This is a genomic window from Pseudomonas mediterranea CFBP 5447 (genome assembly GCF_000774145.1).
Lineage (GTDB): Bacteria > Pseudomonadota > Gammaproteobacteria > Pseudomonadales > Pseudomonadaceae > Aquipseudomonas > Aquipseudomonas mediterranea.
Window position 1 is genome coordinate 14,903 of sequence record NZ_KN322961.1, and the last position, 22,714, is coordinate 37,616.

Annotated in this window: 18 protein-coding genes; 14 read left to right on the forward strand and 4 right to left on the reverse strand. The window is 61.4% G+C overall.

The genetic code is table 11. The features are described from left to right. Position 1: 1 nt before the first annotated feature. Complete coding sequence (locus tag N005_RS00870; protein WP_047698549.1) at positions 2-925, reverse strand: carbon-nitrogen hydrolase family protein; 924 nt, start codon at positions 923-925, stop codon at positions 2-4. A gap of 86 nt (positions 926-1,011) precedes the next feature. Here N005_RS00870 and N005_RS00875 point away from each other — a divergent pair, with 86 nt between their 5' ends. Beyond that, a complete protein-coding gene (locus N005_RS00875; RefSeq protein ID WP_047698551.1) occupies positions 1,012-1,920 on the forward strand; it encodes a LysR substrate-binding domain-containing protein in 909 nt (302 codons plus the stop codon). A gap of 3 nt (positions 1,921-1,923) precedes the next feature. Here N005_RS00875 and N005_RS00880 read toward each other — a convergent pair whose 3' ends face one another. Continuing rightward, positions 1,924-2,178, reverse strand: coding sequence for a hypothetical protein (locus N005_RS00880; protein WP_003181187.1), 255 nt, complete (start codon positions 2,176-2,178; stop codon positions 1,924-1,926). 162 nt (positions 2,179-2,340) lie between these two features. Here N005_RS00880 and N005_RS00885 point away from each other — a divergent pair, with 162 nt between their 5' ends. Beyond that, positions 2,341-2,658, forward strand: coding sequence for an ElaB/YgaM/YqjD family protein (locus tag N005_RS00885; protein WP_047698555.1), 318 nt, complete (start codon positions 2,341-2,343; stop codon positions 2,656-2,658). A 145-nt stretch (positions 2,659-2,803) separates the two neighbouring features. Here the strand turns inward: N005_RS00885 and N005_RS00890 are convergent, their stop codons facing one another. Beyond that, positions 2,804-3,835 carry an Ldh family oxidoreductase gene (locus N005_RS00890; RefSeq protein WP_047698557.1) on the reverse strand — a complete coding sequence of 344 codons (1,032 nt, stop codon included), beginning with the start codon at positions 3,833-3,835 and terminating at the stop codon, positions 2,804-2,806. 243 nt (positions 3,836-4,078) lie between these two features. Between N005_RS00890 and N005_RS00895 the strand changes: the two genes are divergently transcribed. Genes N005_RS00895 through N005_RS00900 form a run of 3 tightly spaced genes read left to right on the forward strand, consistent with a single transcriptional unit; the run spans position 4,079 to position 9,429 of the window. Next, positions 4,079-8,893 (forward strand): dermonecrotic toxin domain-containing protein, encoded by a 4,815-nt coding sequence (locus N005_RS00895; RefSeq protein WP_047698559.1) that lies wholly within the window; start codon positions 4,079-4,081, stop codon positions 8,891-8,893. Then, positions 8,890-9,015, forward strand: coding sequence for a hypothetical protein (locus tag N005_RS29770; RefSeq protein ID WP_265086674.1), 126 nt, complete (start codon positions 8,890-8,892; stop codon positions 9,013-9,015). Before N005_RS00895 ends, N005_RS29770 begins: the two co-directional genes overlap by 4 nt. Before the next feature lie 33 nt (positions 9,016-9,048). Then, entirely contained in the window at positions 9,049-9,429 is a 381-nt protein-coding gene (locus tag N005_RS00900) for a fe2+ zn2+ uptake regulation protein (protein WP_047698561.1), read from the forward strand. A gap of 22 nt (positions 9,430-9,451) precedes the next feature. Here the strand turns inward: N005_RS00900 and N005_RS00905 are convergent, their stop codons facing one another. Further along, entirely contained in the window at positions 9,452-9,640 is a 189-nt protein-coding gene (locus N005_RS00905; protein WP_047698563.1) for a hypothetical protein, read from the reverse strand. A gap of 538 nt (positions 9,641-10,178) precedes the next feature. Here N005_RS00905 and N005_RS00910 point away from each other — a divergent pair. From N005_RS00910 to N005_RS00950, 9 genes are all read left to right on the forward strand, one after another. After that, on the forward strand, positions 10,179-11,405 hold the full coding sequence (locus tag N005_RS00910) for an MdfA family multidrug efflux MFS transporter (protein ID WP_047698565.1): 1,227 nt from the start codon (positions 10,179-10,181) through the stop codon (positions 11,403-11,405). Between the two features lie 29 nt (positions 11,406-11,434). Then, a complete protein-coding gene (locus N005_RS00915; RefSeq protein WP_047698567.1) occupies positions 11,435-12,562 on the forward strand; it encodes a LuxE/PaaK family acyltransferase in 1,128 nt (375 codons plus the stop codon). A 1-nt stretch (position 12,563) separates the two neighbouring features. Next, the gene (locus N005_RS00920) at positions 12,564-14,972 is read left to right on the forward strand and encodes an acyl-CoA reductase (protein ID WP_047698569.1); all 2,409 of its coding nucleotides are present in this window, start codon (positions 12,564-12,566) and stop codon (positions 14,970-14,972) included. Positions 14,973-15,024: 52 nt separating this feature from the next. Continuing rightward, positions 15,025-16,299: a phenylacetate--CoA ligase family protein gene (locus N005_RS00925; RefSeq protein WP_047698835.1), complete on the forward strand. Its 1,275-nt coding sequence runs from the start codon at positions 15,025-15,027 to the stop codon at positions 16,297-16,299. After that, a complete protein-coding gene (locus N005_RS00930) occupies positions 16,296-17,240 on the forward strand; it encodes a GNAT family N-acetyltransferase (protein WP_047698571.1) in 945 nt (314 codons plus the stop codon). Before N005_RS00925 ends, N005_RS00930 begins: the two co-directional genes overlap by 4 nt. 123 nt (positions 17,241-17,363) lie before the next feature. Beyond that, positions 17,364-19,358: a methyl-accepting chemotaxis protein gene (locus N005_RS00935; RefSeq protein ID WP_047698573.1), complete on the forward strand. Its 1,995-nt coding sequence runs from the start codon at positions 17,364-17,366 to the stop codon at positions 19,356-19,358. 287 nt (positions 19,359-19,645) lie between these two features. Next, a complete protein-coding gene (locus tag N005_RS00940; protein WP_047698574.1) occupies positions 19,646-20,092 on the forward strand; it encodes a DUF411 domain-containing protein in 447 nt (148 codons plus the stop codon). A gap of 130 nt (positions 20,093-20,222) precedes the next feature. Then, complete coding sequence (locus N005_RS00945) at positions 20,223-21,254, forward strand: alpha/beta fold hydrolase (protein ID WP_047698576.1); 1,032 nt, start codon at positions 20,223-20,225, stop codon at positions 21,252-21,254. Positions 21,255-21,265: 11 nt separating this feature from the next. Next, a complete protein-coding gene (locus N005_RS00950; protein WP_047698578.1) occupies positions 21,266-22,228 on the forward strand; it encodes a D-2-hydroxyacid dehydrogenase family protein in 963 nt (320 codons plus the stop codon). Positions 22,229-22,714: the final 486 nt, after the last annotated feature.

Consider the following 22,714-nt stretch of genomic DNA (forward strand, 5'->3'; position numbering starts at 1 on the left):
CTCAGGCGGTGAACCGCACGCCGGGCCGGGCCCGCTCATCCACCACCAGTTCGAACACGTCCGGCCTGGCGTAATGACCGACCACGTCATAGTCATAACGCGCCCGCACCAGGTCATCGGTATCGATTTCGGCGGTCAATAAGCCCGCCGCGTCCTTCAGCGGCCCGGCCAGCACATCTCCCATGGGTCCGACGATCACGCTGCCGCCGGCGATCAACGGACGCTCCGACGGCCAGTGCTCGACATCGATGCCCAGCGCCTGGGGCGAGGCCTGGACCTGGCAGGCACTGACCACGAAGCATCGTCCCTCGTGGGCGATATGACGCATGGTCACCTGCCACATCTCCCGTTCATCCACCGTCGGCGCACACCAGACCTCCACACCCTTGGCATACATCGCGGTGCGCAGCAGCGGCATCATGTTTTCCCAACACACCGCCGCGCCGACCCGCCCGACCTGACTGTCGATCACCGGCAACGTCGAACCATCGCCCTTGCCCCAGATCAGCCGCTCGGTGCCGGTGGGCATCAGCTTGCGATGCCTGGCCACCAGCCCTGCCTCCGGTTCGAAGTACAGTGCCGTGCAGTACAGGGTGCTGCCGGCCCGCTCGATGACGCCCAACACCAGGCTGGCCCCCGTACGCGCCGAAAGCCCGGCTAACGCTTCGGTTTCGACACCCGGTACATCAATGGCATTGGCAAAGTAGCGGGCGAATGCCTCCCGCCCCTCCGGCAGCCGGTAGCCCAGTCGGGTGCCGAACCCTTCGCCCTTGGGATAGCCTCCCAACAGGGCTTCGGGCATCACTACCAGGCGGGCGCCGGCCTGGCGTATGGCGTCTTCGTAGGAAAGGATCTGCGCCAGTGTCTCCTCCTTGCCGCCCGGCAAGGAACCGATCTGCAGGGCAGCCACAATGGATTTCGGCATGGGTGTTCAACTCCTCGGTCATCAGGTGTTGCCGATTCTCAGGCGGCGGACGATCATGAATAAAGCCCCATACATTGCTAAACGATATGAACGCCATGAATATCGCCAACCTCGATCTCAACCTGCTCAAAACCTTCGAAGCGCTGCACGACGAATCCAGCGCCAGCCGCGCCGCATTGCGCCTGGGCGTGACCCAGTCGGCCATCAGCGCGGCGCTGCGCAGGCTGCGGGATGTGTATGACGATCAACTGTTCGTGCGTACCGGTCGGGGTCTGGCGCCAACACTGCGGGCCAATCAACTCAAGCCGGTGATCAGCGAGGCCCTGGACAAGTGCCGCCAGAGCCTGACGATGATCGATCCGCAGGCCAGTCATTACGACGGTCGCTCGGTCATCGTCGGCCTGTCCGACGACTTCGAGCTGGCCTATGGGCGCCGGCTGATCGAGGAAGTCGCGCGGCGGGCGCCGGGGTTGCGGCTGATCTTTCGCCAGACCCACAGCCAGATCGTCGGCCGCAACCTGATGGAGCGCAATTTCGACCTGGCGATCACGGCGGGTGGTTTCACGGAACGGTTGCTCAGCCGCCAGGTATTGGGTGAAGGCGATTATGCCTGTCTGGTCGACCCGGACAGCCTGGAGGAGAACCAGCAGACCCTCAGCCTGGAGTCGTTCGTGGGGCGCGAACACCTGTTGGTGTCATCGGGTGGTTTCATCGGCATCACCGACGAAGGACTGGCCGGGCTCGGCTTGAGCCGCAAGGTGTGCGCCTCGACCACGCATTTTGCCGCGTTGCCGTTCCTGCTCAAGGGCAGCCGGGCCGTGGCGACCATTCCGGGGCACGCCGCGAGGGCCATCGCGGCGTTCGGCGGCCTGGCGCTGCTGCCCTGCCCCCTCGCCTTGCCACGCTATCCCATCGAACTGGGATGGCGTACCCACACCCAGATGGATCCGGCCGCGGTCAAGGTTCGCGAGGCCATCGTCACGACCTTTGCGTGAGGCTTATTTGTTGGCAGCCATCAGCCGGTTGACCTCACTGCGCACCATGTTGGCGTATTCTGGAGGCGACATGCCGTCCAGCTCGGCACGTACCCATTCAGCCCATTTGCCTTTGCGCTTGGAGCGCTCGCCAAACAACCGGGCAGCGTCGCCCTTGGCCTTGCCCAGGTTGTTCTGCCACAACTCGAACAGTCGGGATTTTTCGTCTTCCAGCGCGGCACGCTCGGCCAGCGGCTTGTCAGCCAGATTGAAACTCATGGGAATTACCTGTTGCGTAAATGGGCGACATCTTACACCTTGTGCGGGAGCGTCTTAACCATCATTTAGGCTTGGCCATGCTGGCACCGCCTGACCTTCTGCAACTTTTGCACAAGCACAACACTCCACTGTTCACGGTAATCATCAACAAGGAGTAACTCGATGGCTCGTAGACCCACCGCGCAAGCGAACGGAGAGCAAATCAAGGATCAAGTGTTCAGTGAACTGAAGGCTTTGATCGAAGAGTCGGAGAAGCTGCTCAAGAGCAGCGAGTCGCTGGTCGGTGAAGAAGCCGAGAACCTGCGGGGCCAGATCTCCCAGAAACTGCAGCAGGCCTTGGACTCGGTCGCCAGCGCACGGGAGCGTACCCGGCCCATGGTCGACGCCACTGAACTCTACATCGGCGGCCACCCTTGGCAAACCGTGGCGATTTCCGCCGGTTTCGGGCTGGTGGTGGGCTTGTTGCTAGGGCGGCGTTAAGCAACGAACCCGTGGGAGCAAAGCTTGCTCGCGATAGCGGCAGACCAGCCAATACAGTTCGACTGACTGGCCCACTCGCGAGCAAGCTTTGCTCCCACAGGCGGAGGCTTGAAACCGACTGTTTTCAGGCAGCAGTTCCTTCGGATTACAATCCCGCCAGTTCCCGCAGCTGTTGCAATGTCTGCTCATCCAGCGCAATTCCATGCTGATCGGAGTGACTGCGCTCCCGATGCCGACGATCTCCCGGCAATCGCCGCAACCCCACTTCCTGCATTTGCCTGACCAGCTCCTGGCTGCGCTCGGCAAAGTTCTGTCCGGCGGCCTTGCTCGGGTCGATCACGATCAGCAATTGCCCGGTCCACGGCGTCTTGGCTCCCGGATGCTTGTTCCAATCGAACTCGAACGAGAAATTGCCGCCAGTCAGGGCCGCCGCCAGCAGCTCGACCATCATCGACAACGCCGACCCCTTGTGCCCGCCAAACGGCAGCAACGCGCCGCCGTCGAGAATCGCCTTCGGGTCGCAGGTCGGCTGGCCGAGGCTGTCCACCCCCATGCCTGGCGGCAACAACTCGCCTTTGCGCGCGGCGATCTGTACGTCGCCATGGGCGATGGCGCTGGTGGCCAGGTCAAATACAATCGGCTCGCCACCGGCCCGTGGCGCGGCGAAGGCAATGGGATTGGTCCCGAACAACGGACGGTCCGCGCCGTGGGGTACCACGCACGTCATGCTGTTGACCACGCTCAATGCCACCAGGCCTTCGTAGGCAAACGGTTCGACGTCCGGCCAAAGGGCGGCGAAGTGATGGGAATTCCGGATAGCCAACACCGCGATACCAGCGCTGCGCGCCTTCTCCAGCAATAACGGTCGTGCAGCGGCGAGGGCCGGCTGGGCAAAACCGTTGCCGGCGTCCACCCGGACGAAGCCCGATGCGACGTCTTCGACCACCGGCACCGCCTGGCCATTGACCCAGCCGCTGTTCAGCGTCGAGACATAGCCCGGCATACGGAAAACGCCATGGCTGTGGGCACCGTCGCGTTCGGCGCGGGCGCAGTTTTCAGCCAGGGTACGCGCCACCTCGGCGGAGGTGCCATGTCGCAGGAAAATCTTCTCCAGGAGCCCCACCAAGGCATCTAAAGAGAGAGGGCCGGAACCGGCATGATCGGATAGCGCAGACATCTGAAGCTCCAGAATGATTGTTGGAGGTAGCCACAGTGAGGGAGGAACAGTCCCGGATTAACACTGCTTCAGCCGCGTGCTGTCAATCTTTTCACCGCTGGCATGTCTGGAGCGCCTCAACCTGACAGGTCTGGCGCTTCGCGTGCGGTAACTATGTACCACCTTTGTCCCTTCATCGTTCTCTAGGCTGGCCGCTTCATCCATGCAAGTACCGCCTCATGGCGCCTTGATCGAGACGCAACGATGACCCGTGAGACCACCCCACTGCTATTTTGCGACGTCCTGGACGCCAAACGTCTGGACGAATTGAGCGCAACCCATGGGTTGGCGCAATCCGACCTCGACTGGCTGCACCACGCAGCCCTGCCCAGCCACACATTGCGTGCCGCGCAGACGCCATCGATGTCTGCCGAAAGCGTTCTGCTCCAGACCGAGGGACACGCTCCTGTTCCGCTTGCAGGCTGTTTCACCCTGACAACCTTGCCAGACGTCGGCACATCGTCCCCCAAGCCGGCATTCCTCTACACGCCGCTGGGTGGAATCGAGAAATTCGACAGCGCGCAGGCCCTCGAAAACCGAATCGACCAAATGCTCGCAACCCCTGTCGAGCGTAACGGCCTGTTCCAGCTCCTGGCCATTTCCCAACGCGCCGAACTGAACACGGGCAGCAATATCAGCCAGTCCCGACAGACCATAGACGAAGATGTTTTCAAGGCCCAGGTCGAATCCATCGAGCACGCTCAAAGCCTCAACGCGCTGACCATGGTCGATGAGCTGATCAAACTGCCCTCGCTGACCTCGATGCTCGACCACGTGTTGAAAGAAGTGCTGGCGAACCTTGACCATCAACAGACACGGGTAGCAATCACCGCCGATGCCGGACTCGGCGATCCGACCATGGGCAAAGTGACCAACAATCTGTCGCTGTCCGAAGCGGTCCTGTTGTACTTCCACCATCAGGGCCGACCAGCCCGGCATGACGTTGATTTCATCCACCCGGAAATCACGCTATCGCCCCATAACTCGCAACAGTGGGAAAACCTGTTGCGGGTCACTGCCAAAAACCTGATTCCCAAGCTCACCGAGTGCCTCAATGCCTATTGGGACGCCACCGGCCCATTCCATACCTCACGCCGGAAGCTGCTGTCGCAAGTCCTCAGCGACGCCCTGCGCGCAACTGTCCTGGGCAAGCGCGAGCAAAGGCAACTGACCGATGCCCAAAGCCAGGAACTGCTCCGATTGTTCGGGCCATCGCGCCAGGACGAGACGCCGCTGTTTATCGAAACGGTTCGCCTTTGGGAGTACGAGCCGCTCCATGTGGAGCTTGCCGGCTCGCTGATGATCAGTGGCAAGGGACATTACCTCTACACACCCAGTCATGACCTGCAGGTAGTGGACAATTACCGGGGGTTCAAGGAGGCATTGTTGGCGACGCCGACAGGTCTCCCACGCCAGGAGCAACTCTATAGCCTGTTGAGCCTGGAAGAGCGCAATCGCTTTCTGCGCCTTGACGAACCACAGGTCTCAGGAGGTTCGGTGGCTTTGCCGGTATTCGAATCCCTGGCGGAGGCCATCATCGGCAAGCAGATCAGTAACCTTCACTACGCATTGGAGATGTCCCGCCAGGCCACCGTGAACATCCACGCCCTGGTCGACAAGGCACTGGACATTCGCTCGTTGATCAACAAGAACCTGCTAGAGCATGGGACCGATGGGCACTGGGGTACCCTGCCGGCGTTTTATGGCGACTCGCGACCGTCCAACCTCATGGCCGATCAACTGACGAGAAAGATCAAGAGCTATACCACCGTCGAAGAGGCTTTCGACACGCTGTTCGCCCAGCTGCCACTCTCCAACGAAATCTCACTGCACAGCCGACTCAGAGCCATGTTACCGGAACTCAGCAACGTTTTTTCCGTGGGCATACGGGCTGAAGCCGAACTCAGGAAACTCAACGGAACACTGCCGCCCGCCGCAGACGATCTCATCAACTGTGTTTTTGCCTATGATGCCGACTATCCGAATCGCGAGCAGCGTATTGGCCTCAAAGGCTTTCGGCCCGACGCCTACTCACTGAGGCTTGCCTGCACCACCGAGGGCCACACGGTCTCCCTTCCCCTCGCCAATTGTTTTTTCCTGACCGAACGCGGAGGGCTGGACACGCCTTATTCGGGCTTGGGAGTCCTCTGGACGCCAAGCGACGGCTTGCAGGTGTTCCCCTCTGTCGATGTCGCAACGACACAATTGAACCGAAACCTGCTCGACTCGCGCAAACGCTTTGGTTTGCTCGCCAATCTGCCCTGCGCCCAACGCAAGCCTCATGGGCGTTATCAACTCGAAGCCTTTGAGTTGATCGAAGACAACGTGTTGCTGGATCGGATGAATTCGTTCATCAGGCTGTTCGAGATCGAATACGGCTACCTGAAGACATTGAAAACCCGGAACTGGCAATTGACCGGGGTCGCGTTGGTCAAAAGCCTTGAAGCGCTACGGGACAAGGGGGCCCCCACCAATCTGACCCGTGCCAAGCGCATCGCCCGGGCGGACTGGTGGCAGCAGAAGCTGCCTGCCTGGCTTGGCACGGCCTCTCTTGGAGACCAGCGCCTGCATATCGATCTGCTTGAGCAATATCGAAACAGCGTGCTCGATGGCAAGGACTACCTGGACGGTATCGAGCCCTTGCAGGCCTATACGAATAAAAAACTGCAAGCGCTGCTGGATGCGCGCTTCACCGAAAAAGGCCTGGACCCGGAGACCATTCAGATCACACCGAATCTCGCACTGGCGGGGCCTCCCGGTTCCCTGAGCGAGTTCGCCCTGAATCATGTCGATGTCACTCAAAAAACCGGATTCAAGGTGTCCTCGACGTCCAGACGGAAACTGCCTGACAGCCTGAACGAGACGGCGGTCAAACAGCTGCTGCTGTCATTGGATATCGCCACCTCGTATAAACAACATGTGCTGGACAAGCTGTCCGGCACGACGGAGGACGTCCAACAGAGAAAGCAGCGCTTCCACCAACAACTGCCCTGGCAATTGTTGCAATACGCTCACGCACGGTGCCTGCAGCAGTATCTCTCCCCTTCGGCCTTCGATTTGATTCACCAGGTGCTGGACATGCCGGACGCGATTGCTCGCCAGGCGGTGAGAGGCGCGAGTGCGTTGATTCGTCCGTTGGAGCTGATCAAGACCGATGGCGCCGCGGCGATCAAAGCACTGGGGCTTTACCTGATCGGGTCGGGCACCGACGCGCAAGCGCCCCACGTCCTGTACGCCCCTTACCATCGGGGCCCGGGTTTCACTGAGTTCAAGGACGAAGCGAGTGTCGTGGCCGCCTTCAACCGGCCCGGGTCGCTGCAGGACTTGTTGATCAGTCGGCTGCCCGCCAACCAGCAAAGCACATTCAAAAACCTGTTCGCCGCCACCCTGGGGCAGCTATCGGAAGTTACCCTGGCCTCGAATCCGATCCAGACGAACATCTTCGATACATTGTTCAACGACAATACCCGTCTGTTATCGGATTTGCTGACCACTCAGACAGATAGGAAGCGTCAGTTCGATTGGGAAACCGTGCGGCATCTGCTCAGCGTCGGCGCCAGGTTCGCAGGCAGGCAGTTACCGGGCAAACTGACTTTTTTCGAGACACTGTGGGAAAGCTACCAGGACTTCAAATCCTCCTCCGAAGCGTTGCAACAGCATGACTGGAAAGCCGGCCTGCATGATTTCATCGCCGGCGCCGCGGAAATGGTGTCCCTCGGTTTCATGAACAGGGAGGATACGTTCGGGCTGCTCGCCCCCGTTGGCCCTGCCCCGCAAAACACCCCGGCGGCCCCGATCGATTGGAAGGACATCGCTTCCACCGCCCCGATCCGCACCGACCTGCGAGCCTTCGAAGCCACGGGCGTAAGCCTTCGGGATCTGCAAAGGATCCCGGCTGACGGGACGTTTAAAGCCTCAGGCTCCGACAAGCGCTATGTCAGCGTTGTCGGCAAAGTCTTCCAGGTGGCGAAGGTCAATCAGGTCTGGCGCGTTGTCCATGACAAGGGAGAGGGACCGATACTCAAGAGATTGCCTGAAAGCCAGGAGTGGGTAATCGCCCCACAACGACAGACCGTTCGCTACGGCAAGGCCATGTCGACCCTCGCGAACGCGTACAGCGACTACAAGGCTTCAGACACCCTGAATATCGAAGCCCGAGGCATGGCCGAGATACGCAGGAAATACCCCCACCATGCGAACGTCATTGTGCAGGCACTGGAAACAGCCCGGTATTACTCGCTCAATGCGCTTCATAATCTCGATCAAGCCCGGCAACAGGTTTCATCGGGCTCCCGGCTGGATACTTACCTCAAGACATTTTTCGGCGTCAACCAGGTCGAGGCCAACTTGATCACAAAGCTGCATGCCGCTGTTGCGCCGATCTGCCAGATATTGGCCGATCCATCCTGGGAATCGCGAAACCAGAAGCGCATCGTGATCGGCAACCTCAAGAGTGCCGACGACACGGCGACTGCATTCGTGCTCGAACCCAATGCGGGCGGAAAAATCTACCTCACACAGTTTTTCTTCGACGCAGGGCTGGACACGTACAAGGCCATCGTCCCCGAGTCCTTCAACGTCGACGCTCACGCCCAGGGAGCGACCCTCATCCACGAACTGACCCATCAGTTGCTCGACACCCATGACATCGCTTACCTGGACGCGCTATTGCCATTTCCCGACCTGATTTCGCAAGCCACTCATTACGGACGAGCCCGGTATGAGGCCCAGAAAGACCAGCAACTCAATGGGCTCTCGCTGAGCACCCCGCGTTCCCGGTTGTTCATGGGGTGGGATACCGCAGCCAGCACGTTCAAGAGCCTGGAGTTGCTCCCCGAGCTCAAGGCTACCGCCAGGGAAGTGCTCAAGGTGACCGGCGCCAGGACCATGAACGAGGCGCGTGATGTCTTTCTGAACCCTGGCTCGGCGGACAAGCGCATCGACCTCATCCTTCGAAACGCCGACTCCCTGACCCTGCTCATTTGTGAGCTGGGACGCCAGCTCGACTCGCCCACATGAACGCCCTCGCCCCAGATGCAGAAAAATCGCCTGCACAATCACAAGGCTTTAACGACATCCCGGCGAATTTTTCACATCACGGCCCGCATGATTGGGCGTTCCTGTTGAAGGAGCACGCATGACTATTTCCGATCAGGCCGGTAAGGACCTTTTGCATGCAGAACGCGCAACTGCCTATGGAGAATAAGCCGGCTTCGAGCGGCGTCGCGATGACGACCCCGAATGACGTGCCCGCCAAAGCGACGGAACGAGGCAACAACGATCACATCAGGCGCCTGCTCAAGAGCTTCGGGCTCAGGACCAGCCTGATTCGCCTCAAGATCATCGACATATTGCTCACGTCTACCGTGGAGAACAGCTGCCTGGGCGCACGGGGCGTACACAGCCAGCTGTTGGCGCTGGACATTCCCTTGTCCTTTCTCAGCGTTCGTGAGGTCTTGAAGCGCCTGTGCAGCGAGGGTCTGGTGACGCTCAATCCCGATAAGAGCTACAGCCTGCACCCCCGGGCCATGGCCGTGCTCGCGGCCGGGGAATGAACGGTTAATTCGAGTAAACGAACTAGGGCTTGACCTTGCGCCGCATCACACCGTTGATCACCACCACGATCACCGCCACGGCAATGGCGATGTATTGAAACAGCTGCTCGCTGATCATGCCTTTGTTCTGCATCCACGACAGTCCCAGCATGATTGCCAGGACCACGAGGATAATCAGAATCGAGTATTTCAAACGTTGCGAATGAGTCATTGCCAATTCCTGAATGTATCCGTTCTGTATCCGTTCGCTTGCCAAGTGCCTACCCGGTTCCAGGGACAAGCGGCAGCCAACGGGGTCCCATGGTACAGCCGAAGGAGCGCCGTCGCGCAACCACGGTGTTCAGCCATGAGGATTTTATTTATGTTTCGTCACATGTCACTGCTGCTGCCGCCGTTATCGATTCTGTCGCTCAGCGGCTGTCTCTTTTTTCCTCCTGGCCACGGGCATGGGGAAGGACCAGGACATCCTGGGGGGTCTGGTTTCGACCAGCACCGCTAGGGCCTTTCCCCTGTTTCGCTGTTGAAGCGCCTGTAGCGAGCAAACCGCTGCTGCGATCCTTCCTACTTATCTATCAGTAACTAACTGACTTAGATAGGAAATAAATGTCCGCCTCTGCGGACATTTTCCTACGTCCGCGAAGCACATTTCCTCCGTCAACACCGGGGAACTCCGTCTTTCAAGCCTTATCGCCCCCCACGTATTCTCGAATAAGAGGCGCTCACCTCTTTACTCGAAATAAACGTTGGGAATGCCAAACTTGCTGACCACTTTCTCGCCAAAACGATTGACAGGTTTTTGTCTGGCTATCGCGCTCTTTGAATTACTGACTTACATGGCCAGCGACCTGGTCATGCCCGCGATGCTTGCCGTCACCGAAGAACTCGGGGCCACTGCGGATCAGATTCCCTATGCATTCAACCTCTACCTGCTGGGTGGTGTCCTGCTGCCCTGGTTGATCGGGCCGTTGTCGGATCGCCATGGACGTCGGCCATTCATGTTGGCCGGTTGCGCCGGGTTCGTGCTGGCTTGTGCGGCGACCGCCCAGGTCGGCCACATGCAGGGGTTCAACGGCCTGCGCCTGATCCAGGGAATGGGCCTGGGCTTCGTGATCGCTGTCAGCTATCCCGCCATACAAGATATGTTCAACGAGTCGGATGCCGTGAAAATCATGGCGCTGTTGGGCAACCTGGCCCTCTTGTCGCCCTTGCTGGGCCCGCTGCTGGGTGGGTTGCTGCTGCAATGGCTGTCCTGGCGCGAGCTGTTTCTGCTCCTGGCCGGCCTTGGCGCAGTAAGCTGGCTGGCGCTCTGGGGATGCATGCCCCGCCACCCGAGGCCAGGCAGCCAGCAGCCGCCACCCGTTCCTTTCGAGCTGCGTGCACTGATCAAGCGCTATGGCGCCTTGCTCGGCCATCCCCGATTCATGGCGGCCAGCGTCGCGCTGGGGCTGATGAGCCTGCCGCTGATCGCCTGGATCGGCCTGTCGCCCCTGCTGCTGATACAGGGACAGGGCGTTACTCCACTGGTATACGGGCTCTGGCAGATCCCGGTGTTCGCCGCGGTGATCCTCGGCAATCTCCTGCTCAATGCCCTGGTGGAACGGATCGGCGTGCGCGGCGTGCTTCGTTACAGCCTCTGGCCCCTGTGCGCCGGTCTGCTCGCCCTGGTCATCGCCAGTCGGTTCACCCTTTCCCTGCCCGCGCTGGTTGGCGGTCTTTCGCTCTATGCCCTCGGCCTCGGCCTGGGCAATGCGGCGCTGTATCGACTGGCGTTGTTTGCCAGCGACGACAGCAAAGGGTTGGTCTCGGCCATGGTCGGGATGATCTCCATCGCCGTGATGAGCGCTGCCGGTTCGCTGTTGGCGTTACTGGGCGCCGGCAACAGCCTGGAATCCTTTGCCTTGATGGCCGGCGTCGCCGGGCTCAGTTGTCCTGTTGCGTTGTGCCTGTTCAGGTCGCGACCGGTCGCACACGTTTGAGTTGCTCCGTTTCCTAGGAAAGTTATCCGATGATTCATTTTCCCCACGCCGATGCGCTGTGTGCATTGCCCCAGCCCTATAGCCCCGAGTCGATCCCTTCCGGACTGTTCGATCGGGCCATGGCCGAGATCAGCCTGTTCCATAGCCACCACACACCCGGCTACGAAGACTGGCTCAACGCCAACGGGCTCGCCGTCGAGGACCTGGAACACCTGACGGACTGGTCGCGCCTGCCGCCCATCTACGCCAACTATTTCAAGCAACGCTTGCTGATCAGCCCGACGGGCGAGGAGGCCTTGGAACTCACGTCCTCCGGTACCGGCGGCCAGAAAAGCCGCATGCGCTATGACGAGCGCAGCATGGCCGCGGCCCAGGCAATGGTGGCGCGCATCTTCGATCATTACGGTTGGTCCACGCCGGACACGCCCTGCAACTACCTGTTGCTCAGCCATGAACCCGAACCGGACAATCGCCTCGGTACGGCCTATACCGATCAGTTCCTGTGTCGCTTCGCTCCTGTCAATAGCCTGACCTATGCCTTGCGGCACACCGGCAACGGTCATGAATTCGACGTTTTCGGCGTCATCCGCGCCTTGCAGGCATTCGCCGAACAAGGTCTTCCGGTGAGGATCTTCGGCTTTCCGGCGCTGCTCTGGCACGTACTCGAACGCATGCGCGAAAGCCGCATCCCGGACCTGACGCTCGCGCCTGATTCCCTGGTGTTCCTGGGCGGCGGCTGGAAGAAACAGGCTGCCCAGGAAATACCCCGCCATCAGGTCTATGAGCGCATTACCCGGCAACTGGGCGTCGAGGCCCATCGGTGCCGCGACGGTTATGGTGCCGTCGAGCACGCCGTGCCCTACATCGAATGTGCCCGGCATCGGTTTCATGTACCGGTCTATTCGCAAGTCTTCATCCGTCACCCCTCGAATTTCGCCGTGCAGCCGTTCGGCGAAGCTGGATTGCTGTCGTTCGTATCACCCTATATCTCCTCCAGCCCCGCCCACGCCGTGGTGATGAGCGACCTGGCGACCCTGCACCCCGCCAACTGTGAATGCGGTTCGAACACCCAGTGGTTCGAATTGCATGGCCGTGCCGGCACCAGCCCCAGCCGAAGCTGCGCCATGGCGGCCGCTGAACTGATCAAGGAGCATTGATATGTATCTCATCAACGGCCAACTGCACGCGAGCCTGACACTCGACCAGGCCCTCGAACGCCTGCAAGCGCAACTGCCCGCCCTCCTGGCCTCGGCGCCCTTGAGCGACAGCGTGCTCGACTGCGCCGAGGCGTTCGCCCAAGCGCTGCGTGCCGGACGGGAAGCCTTCCTCGACGAGGACCAACGCCAGGCACTGATCGCATTCTGCGGACGCGAGCAACTGAGCTTGAAACTGGCGCGGGAGCTGGGTCCCGATCCTCGCTCGCTGCGGCGCATCGACTACAGCGACGGCCCTTTTGAAAGCTGGCAGCCCTTGGGCCTGGTGGTACACGTCACGCCGAGCAATGCGCCATTGCTGGCGTTCTGCGCGGCCCTGGAAAGCCTGCTGGCGGGCAACATCAACTGGATACGCCCAAGCACACAAGATGGGACATTGACGGCGCGCCTGCTGGCGGCGTTTCTGGCCTGCGACAGCAGCGGCCGGCTCAGCGATTACCTGGCGGTGCTGCCGGTTCCCCACCACGACAGCCGGCGTCTCTTCGCCCTGGCACAAGGTGTCAGCGCCTGGGGCGGCGAGACGGCCCTCAAGGCCTTGCGCGAGCAGGTCCCGAGCGGGTGCCGCTGGATCGACTGGGGCCATCGCGTCAGCTTTGCCTATATCACCCCTCCCGCCGCCACCCCCCAGGCACTGGATGACCTGGTGGATGAAATCTGCAGCCTCGACCAGCAAGCCTGCTCCAGCCCGCAATGGCTGCTGGTCGACACTGACCAGCCCGGCGTGATGGAACACGTGGGTAACGCCCTGGCCGCTGCATTCGAGCGACGGGCCGGACGCTGGCCGGCACTGACGCTCACCACGGCCGAAGCCTGCGAGATCACTACCCGAACGGCACTCGCCCGACTGGACCACAGCTTCGCGGGACATGCAGGCCAGGTCTGGGCCGGTGATGGCTGGCGCATCCTCTGGGAACATCACCGCGACCTGTCGCCGTCGCCGCTGTTCCGCACGCTGTTGCTGCGGCCCGTCCCTCAAGCGTGGCTGACCGAGACACTGTTGCCCTGGCGGAACGTCTTGCAGAGTTGCGCACTCATCTGTGAACCGGAGCAGGCACCAGGGCTGAGCCGTCGCCTGCTGGTTGCCGGTGTGTCCCGCGTCTCGGCAACCCGTGAGGTTCAACAGGGCTACGCCGGAGAGCCCCACGACGGCGTCTACGCACTGCAACGCTTGAGCAGGCGAGTGTCGGTTGGTCTTGAGCCCCACGTCGCAAGTCATCGTGTCACCCTGGACACCCCTCCAGCGCCGATAACAATGAGTCCTTCAACGCCGATCATGGACAAGGCCGATTTCATGGCCCTTCCCATCGTCCCCCAGGCGCAACTGTTCTTCCGTTCCGGTGGCAGCAGCGGTGCGCCCGTGCTGTCGTGCTACAGCCACCGCGATTTCGATCGCCACATGCGTGCTGCCGCTGACGGCCTGCGTGCGGCCGGCCTTGACCCGGCGCACGACCGGGTGATGAACCTGTTCTATGGCGGCAACCTCTATGGCGGCTTTTTCAGCTTCTCGAAAATACTCGAACAGATGAACGTCGTGCATTACCCCATGGGCGCACCGGCAGACGATTCATTCGACGAAATCGCCCGGATGATCGTCGCCCATGGCATCAATACGTTGATCGGCATGCCGAGCACACTGCACCGTCTGTTTTCCAGCCAGAAAAGCCTTCTTCAAGACTACGGCGGTGTGCGCAAAATCCTGTTGGGCGGCGAGCACCTGGGACAAGCCACTCGACAATTGTTCCTGGCTTGCGGCGTCACACGCATTCGCTCGGCCCTGTACGGCAGCGTGGACGCAGGCCCGCTCGGCCATGCCTGCGCCGCCAGCGACGACGGCGTGTTTCATCTGATGGACGCCATTCAACATCTGGAGATCATCGAGCTGGATCGCGATGCTCCAGTCACGCCTGGGGAAACCGGGCGCATGTTGTTCACTTCCCGACAGCGCCAGGCGCAGCCCCTACAGCGCTACGACGTCGGCGATTGCGGGCGCTGGTTGCCGGGGCCCTGCCCTTGTGGCCTGGAGTCGCCCAGGTTCGAACTGCGCCAGCGCCACGGCCGGGTGCTGCGCGTCGCCACGGAATCCATCAATAGCCAGGAGCTGGCCGAACTGGCCCAGGTAGCCATTCAAATCGTCCTCGATCACCACGGCAGCGGCTGCGAGCGCATGTTGATCCGCGCCGATGGCGACGCCGAAACGGTACGGCGCAGGGTCCTGGCCCTGCAACCGTTGTGTGCATCCGTCGATGCCGCGCTGCTGGTACTGGAAGTCCAGCGCTGTACACCCGAATGTTTCGAACATAACAAGCACAGCGGCAAAGTCCCGCTGGTGATCGATGGCCGAAGCCCCGGCTGACAGCCCTTCGCCCGTGCCCTACCCAGCGATCTTCATAGCCCGAGAACCCCTGATGAGCCCTTCCTTCCCATTCGAACAATGGCTTGCCCATGTGCGCCTGCATTCCAAGTATTACCAGAAACACTGGCAGCATTTACCCGCGCAAGGCTGCACTTTCGAGGACCTGCCGATTGTCGACGCCAACGATTATTGGAGCGGCAGCCATGACCTGGATACCTGGGAGGTATTGACGGGTCCCGTCACGGACGCACTGATCTATAAAACCGGCGGCACCACCAGCCAGGGAAAGCTGTCGGTGTACACCCATGGGGAATGGCAGCGGATGCTCGATAGCTTCGCCGGCAGCCTGTCCGCCCAGCTTGAAACAGGCGATCGGATTGCCAATCTGTTCTTCTCGGGGGACCTGTATGCGAGTTTCCTGTTCATTCATGGTGCCCTTTGCCAGGTTGACCTGCCGATAGCCGAGTTCCCTTTCACCGGGTCGATCGATCCCGATGTGCTGGCCGATGCCGTCACGGCACACCGCATCAATGTCCTGGCGGGTGTACCGGCTCATCTGCTGGCCATCGCCAGCCATCTGGGTCGGCAGGGCCGGACGCTGCCCGGCATCACCGCCGTGCTGTTCGGCGGGGAGCATCTGTTCGAGCGTCAACTTCCGATGTTGAGGCAAGCCTTTCCCCAGGCACGCTTCGCGTCCATCGGTTATGCCAGCGTGGACGCCGGACTGGTGGGGGCCAGCGCCGCTGATTGCCTGCTCGGCGAGCATCGCGTATTCGACGAACAGACGCGGCTGGAGATCGTCGATGAAGTGAGCGGCGAGGTGATCGAGGCCTGTGACCGCCCCGGCAACCTGGTGGTGACCAACTTCACCCGAACCCTGATGCCCATGGTGCGCTATCCCGTGGGGGACCGGGCCTGCTGGCGGGAGCCCGTCGGCACTCCACGACGCAAGTTCGAACTGGCGGGACGTAGCGCACAGAGCCAGCGGGTACGGGTTGGCGTGGTTTCGCTGTTCCCGCAACGGATCAGCGAGATCATCCACAGCCTCGGCGGCGAACTTCAATGGCAACTGATCATCGAGCCTGTCGAAAACAATGACCGTGTAGTACTCAAATGGGTGCCCGAGAAGCCGTCGAGCATCTGCGGGTCGCTGTCCCAGGCGCTGGAACTCGCCCTGATCCAGCAGCATCCGGGCATCGATCAACTCGTTCTGCATGTCCAGGCCTGCCAGGCGCAGGACCTGGAGCGTCACCCCCGTTCCGGCAAACACCTGCAGATCGTCGATCGTCGGGGCTATGGCCCGATGGTAGCGAGGCACGCCAGATGAGTGCCTTGATCATCAGGATGTTCAGGCCCGCCGACGCCATCGGAATCAGCGAACTGTTTCGCCGGGTGTATGGCGACCACTACGTTGCGCCGGACGTCTACGTGCCCCATATGATCTGCCAGCACCACCAGCATCGACACTGGTTTTCCATGGTCGCCGTGATGGACGGACAGGTGGTTGGCCACGCTGCGTTGTGCCGACCTGCGGCAAACCGGGTGGATGCCGAGCTGGCGCTGGTGGCCGTGGATCCGGCGCTGCAAGGCAGTCAGATCGCTACCCGCCTCGGCCGGCAACTGTTGGACCGCTGTGCAGATCTCGGCCTCGTCAGGCTGTCCATCAAACAGGTCACCAGCCACCCCTACAGCCAGCGGCTGGCACAACGACTCGGTTTCCATGACACAGGGCTGATGCCCGACCATGTACCCTCGCCGTTCGCCCCGGCCCAGACCGAGACCATCGTGGTCGGCTGCCAGACGATGGGCGACCATCACCGGCCCTTGCCGCACGTGCAATGGCCTGCCCCGTGCCAATGGCTGATGGCGCCCTTGACTGCACAATTTGGCACCACGTTCGACCCCGCACCCACTTCGATGCAGCCATTGCAGATCAGTACGTTGCCCGGACGTATCGACGTAGTAGCCGGACACATGAGCCGGCATCTGGCCAGGCAACTGCAACGCTTGCCGGCCCACTGGTCGATCGCGGTACGACTCGGACTGCACCGACAGTTCCCCGAGGATTACCGACGGCTGATGGCTGCCGGATTCATTTTTACCGGCATGATGCCCACCGAAGGCGAGCTGCACTGGCAGGCGCTGTTCCACCGTGGCGCGCTGGCTCGCCAATTGGACTTGCAGGCAGCGCCGATGCAACGACTGCACGATGAGCTGCAGCGCCATACGCAGAACTGGAGAGGCGCGCAGGCCAGCACGGCAGCGTGACAGGGCAATATTGGCGACGAACGGTACCCCTCGCCAGGCATGGGACATTCAAGGGCAACGACCAGGAGCCGATACAGACATGTCTACCGTCCCGAAAGATGCCTTCGAGCAAGGAACCGTCCAATGCCCTCATTCCGCACCATTCAGGCTCGCTACACGCTGTTCCTGATCTTGTTCATCCTGGTGTTGTCCATCCTCACCGTCGTGGGCATCAGCTACCTGGTCGCGCCCAAGCTGCGCCAGACCGAAGAGCAAGTGGCGCTCAATCGCATCGGCGAAGTCGCGGAGCAGATCCAGGGCGAGCTGAACAAAGTGCAGGCCCAGCAACGCAGCATTACCCAGACCATTCCGTTGCTCGACAGCGATGCCATCGACAAGGTGCTCCCGGGCCTGGTGGATCAATATGGCGAACCGAAAGTCTTCGGCGGCGGGATCTGGCCGCTGCCCAACCAGCGCGCCGAAGGACGCAACAAGTTCAGCACGTTCTGGCATCGCGACGGCTCCGGCAAACTGGTAGTCAATACGTTCTGGAACAGCGACGCCGCGCCGAACTATTACGAGCAGCCTTGGCACAAGGGCGGCATGGCCACCCCGCCCGGCAAATGCGCCTGGGCCGCCGCCTATAAAGATGACGCCAGCGCCGAACCGCGCACCAACTGCGCCATGGCCATCCAGAAAAACGGCGTGCCTTATGGCGTCTCCACCATCGACGTGACCCTGGGCTTCTTCAATGACCTGGTGGCGCGCAAGGAAGCCGACCTGAACGCCGAAATGCTGATTGTCGAAGGCGACGGCAAGATCATCAGCAACAGCTCGCGTATCAGCGGTCCGATCGTGCTGAAGAACATCAGCGAACTGGCAGCCACTTCGCCGTTCGCCGCTCAGGTCAAGGCAGGCCTGGCTCAGCGCGACCAGCCGTTGCAGCGGGTCGAGTTCGACAACAAGGGCGAAGCCAGTACGTTCTTCATGCGCCCCATCGAAGGCACGCCCTGGTTCCTCGCCACCGCCTTGCCAACCCGCCTGATCACCGCCCAGCGCGATGACGTGCTGAACACCCTCAGCCTGCTGCAGATCCCGATGGTCATCCTGCTGGTGCTGATGCAGTTGTACGCAATCCGCCAGTTGACCGGTCGCATGAAAGTGCTCAAGGGCAACATCGATGCGCTGTCCACCGGCGATGCCGACCTGACCCGACGCATCACCATCCGCGCCGAGGATGAGCTGGGGGCGATTGGCCACTCGGTCAACCGCTTCATCGTTTACCTGCAGGACATGATCAGTGAAGTGACCCAGGCCACCGGTGCCATGGCATCGAGCCTGGACAACCTGCAACGGACGTCGGCCCATACCAGCGAAATCCTGATGCGCCACGCCTCGGAAACCGACCAGACCGTGACCGCCATTACCCAGATGAGCTCCACGGCCGAGAGCGTGGCCAATAACGCCGCCGAAACGGCCGCGTTCACCCAGCGCGCCAACGAACATGCCGACCGCTCTCGCGTGGTGGTGGGTGAAGCCTCCAACAGCGTGGTGGCGTTGATCGATGAAGTTGCCAGCGCCACCCGCAAGGTCGAGAGCATGCAGCAGGATGCGCAACGCATCACCGAGATCCTCGGCGTGATCGGCGCCATCGCCGGACAGACCAACCTGCTGGCGCTCAACGCCGCCATCGAAGCCGCCCGGGCCGGCGAACAAGGCCGCGGGTTTGCAGTGGTGGCCGACGAGGTACGTGCCCTCGCCGCCCGCACCCAGGCCAGTACTTCGGAAATCAACGAAATGCTGACCCGCCTGACCCAAGGCGTGAGTTCGTCGGTTTCGGCGATGGAAAATACCCAGGCCAGTTGCCAGTCGGCTGCCGACGCGACCTCCCGGGTCAACAGCGGCCTGGATGAAATGGCCGGCTCCGTCGGCCAGATCAACAGCCTGAGCACTCAGATCGCCACCGCCGCCGAACAACAGAGCGCCGTGACCGAAGAAATCAACCGCAGCATGGTGCAGATCCGCCACATGGTGGAGGAACTGGTGGAAGGCGGACTGGCCAGCGAAAACAACACCCGGCAACTGCTGGAAGCCAACAGTCGGGTGAATGCAATCATGGGGCGGTTCAAGCTTCGCTGAGAACGGTTACTCCCATGCAGCTCTGAAGGGCTCATGGGAGCACTCCCCTGTGGGAGCGAGCCTGCTCGCGATGGCGGTGGGTCAGCTTGCATTGATGTCGAATATCAAACCGCTATCGCGAGCAGGCTCGCTCCCACACTGGATCTTCAGTGGGCGAGCTTGCGAGCGGCGGCGACTATTCATGCCATCCACCTGACAATTCTGTCATCTGCCCCTCAGCACCCCGTCAGCTCACAACCGCTACTCTGGTATCCTCCCGCCAACCCGCTCCACACGAGACTGCTTCCATGGCCAATCCCCTGCACCTGCTCGCCCTGAGCGCCCTGTTCGTCACCACCCTGGCCCAGGCGGCCACACCGACCACCATCGATGTGCACCGCGATGCCAACTGCGGCTGCTGCAAGAAATGGATTGCTCATCTGCAAGAGAACGGCTTCAAGGTCAACGATCATGTGGAAACCGATATGAGTTCGGTCAAGGAACGCCTGGGCGTGGCGCCCAACATGCGTTCCTGCCATACCGCCGAGATCAACGGCAAATTCGTCGAGGGCCACGTCCCAGCCGATCAGGTACGGGCGTTGAGCCAGCGTGATGATTTGCTCGGCGTGGCCGCGCCGGGCATGCCCATGGGTTCGCCCGGCATGGAAATGGACGGCATGAGCGATGCCTACCAGGTGATCGGCCTGAAAAAAGACGGGACGCAGACCGTGGTGGCGGATTACCCGGCCCACTGACGGGCACCGCGCCCGTCATGGGCGTATTTTCCTGGGTGGGTTGAACATTCCAGCCTGTCGATTGCCTGTGGTTAATGTCGCCATAACCGGACCGTTCCAGGATCGGCCGGCTGCCACAAGGAGATCGACCATGCCGCGCCCCACCCTTCGCTGGTTATCCAGCCTGTTCCTTTCCGCCGCCCTGCCGCTGGCCGCCCATGCCGAAAGCCCTGTGCAAGGGCCGGCCTACGGGCCGGAACTCCAGGGTTTCGAATACCCCTATACCCTCAAGCACTTCGCCTTCCAGTCCCAGGGCAAGTCCCTGCAAATGGGCTACATGGACGTACCGGCCCAGGGCAAGGTCAATGGCCGCAGCATCGTGCTGATGCACGGCAAGAACTTCTGCGCCGCCACCTGGGGCGACTCGATCAAGACCCTCAGCGAGGCCGGTTACCGGGTGATTGCGGCGGACCAGATCGGCTTCTGCACGTCCAGCAAACCAGACCACTATCAGTACAGCTTCCAACAATTGGCGACCAACACCCAGGCGCTGCTCAAGGCCCTCGGCGTACAGAAAGCTGTCATCCTGGGACACTCCACCGGCGGTATGCTCGCCACCCGTTATGCGTTGCAGTTTCCCGATCAGGTAGAGCGCCTGGCGATGGTCAACCCTATCGGCCTGGAAGATTGGAAGGCCCTTGGCGTGCCCTACCGCACCGTGGATCAATGGTACGAGCGGGAGTTGAAGCTCAACGCCGACGGTATCCGCAATTACGAGCGCACGACTTATTATGGCGGCCGCTGGAAACCGGAATTCGAACGCTGGGTGGAGATGCTCGCCGGCTTGAACAAAGGGCCCGGCCACACCCAGGTCGCGTGGAATTCCGCGCTGATCTACGACATGATCTTCACCCAGCCGGTCTACTACGAGTTCAAGGACCTGAAGATGCCGACCCTGTTGCTGATCGGCACTGCCGATACCACGGCCATCGGCAGCGACATCGCCCCACCGGCAGTGAAAGCCAGGCTCGGCCGCTACGAGGTGCTGGGCAAGCAGGCCGCCCAACTCATCCCGCGCTCGACCCTGGTGGAGTTCCCTCATCTGGGGCACGCTCCGCAAATGGAGGAGCCGGACCGCTTCCATGAAGCGTTGCTGAACTGGCTGAACAAACCCATTCCCTGACGAGGTGCTTCATGGCGGTGCAAATAGCGGTCATCGACGATTGGCAAGGTGTGGCGCGAGACGTGGTGGACTGGTCGGCCCTGGACAGCATCGGCCAGGTCACGTTCCTGCATGACTACCCTGCCGACCCCGACACCCTCGCCGAACGTCTGGCACCCTTCGAGGTGATTTGCGTGATGCGCGAACGCACCTCATTCGACGCAGGCCTGCTGCGCCGCCTGCCGAAGCTCAAGCTGCTGCTCACCGGCGGCATGCGCAATGCCGCTCTCGACCTCAAGACCGCTGCCGAGCTGGGCATCCAGGTGTGCGGTACCGAAAGCTACAAGCATGCCGCCCCCGAACTGACCTGGGCGCTGGTAATGGCCTTGAGCCGCAACCTTGTCCAGGAAGCCAATGCCCTGCGTGCGGGCCTGTGGCAGCAAGGACTCGGCGGAGACTTGCACGGCAAGACCCTGGCCATCCTCGGCCTGGGCAGCATCGGCAAACGAGTGGCGCAGTTCGGCCTGGTGTTCGGCATGCGGGTGATCGCCTGGAGCCAGAACCTCACCGCCGAACAGGCCGCCGAGGCGGGCGTGACCTACGTGAGCAAACAGCAGTTGTTCGAGCAGGCGGACATTCTCTCGGTCCATCTGGTGCTGGGTGAGCGTACCCGAGGCCTGGTGGACGCCCAGGCGCTGGCGTGGATGAAGCCCGAGGCGCTGCTGGTCAACACCGCACGGGGGCCGATCGTCGATGAAAACGCGCTGATCGATGCTCTCCGCCACAAACGCCTGGCCGGCGCCGCCCTGGATGTATTCGCCCAGGAGCCCTTGCCTGTCGATCACCCGTTCCGAACGCTGGATAACGTACTGGCGACGCCGCATGTGGGCTATGTCAGCGGGCAGAACTACAGGCAGTTCTATGGGCAGATGATCGAAGATCTGCAAGCCTGGGCCGCCGGGGCACCGATCCGCTTGCTGACCTCGACCGGCTGACAGATTGTCATCGCGAGCAGGCTCGCTCCCACATGGGCTCTCTTGCGATAGCAGATCCGAAGCCACTGCACATCTCCTGTGGGAGCGAGCCTGCTCGCGATAGCGGTGGGCCAGTCGATGAAGATGTTGACTGTATTGACGCCCTCGCGAGCAAGCTCGCTCCCACAAAAACTCAGTATTTCTTTGATCGGCAGAGCCATCAAAACGCCTCTATTTCCCCCGCACTCCGATGGTGCATCAAGTCACCCGATCGCGCACGCGGATAAAACCGCCCCTGCCCCCTACCGCATTTTTGTTTCAGGCATGTGCACTTCGTCGGCGCGTATCTCCCGTCGTCGTGTAAGACATTGCCGACAAAAAACGTGATTGTCCGACAAATCGACGAAGCGCACCGCACCGCTCTAGGTTCTGACCTAGACTGCCGATCCGGGGGGGAAACCGACCGGTCATCCCGACGAAAAAAAGTCGAAACTTTTCGCAACGGCG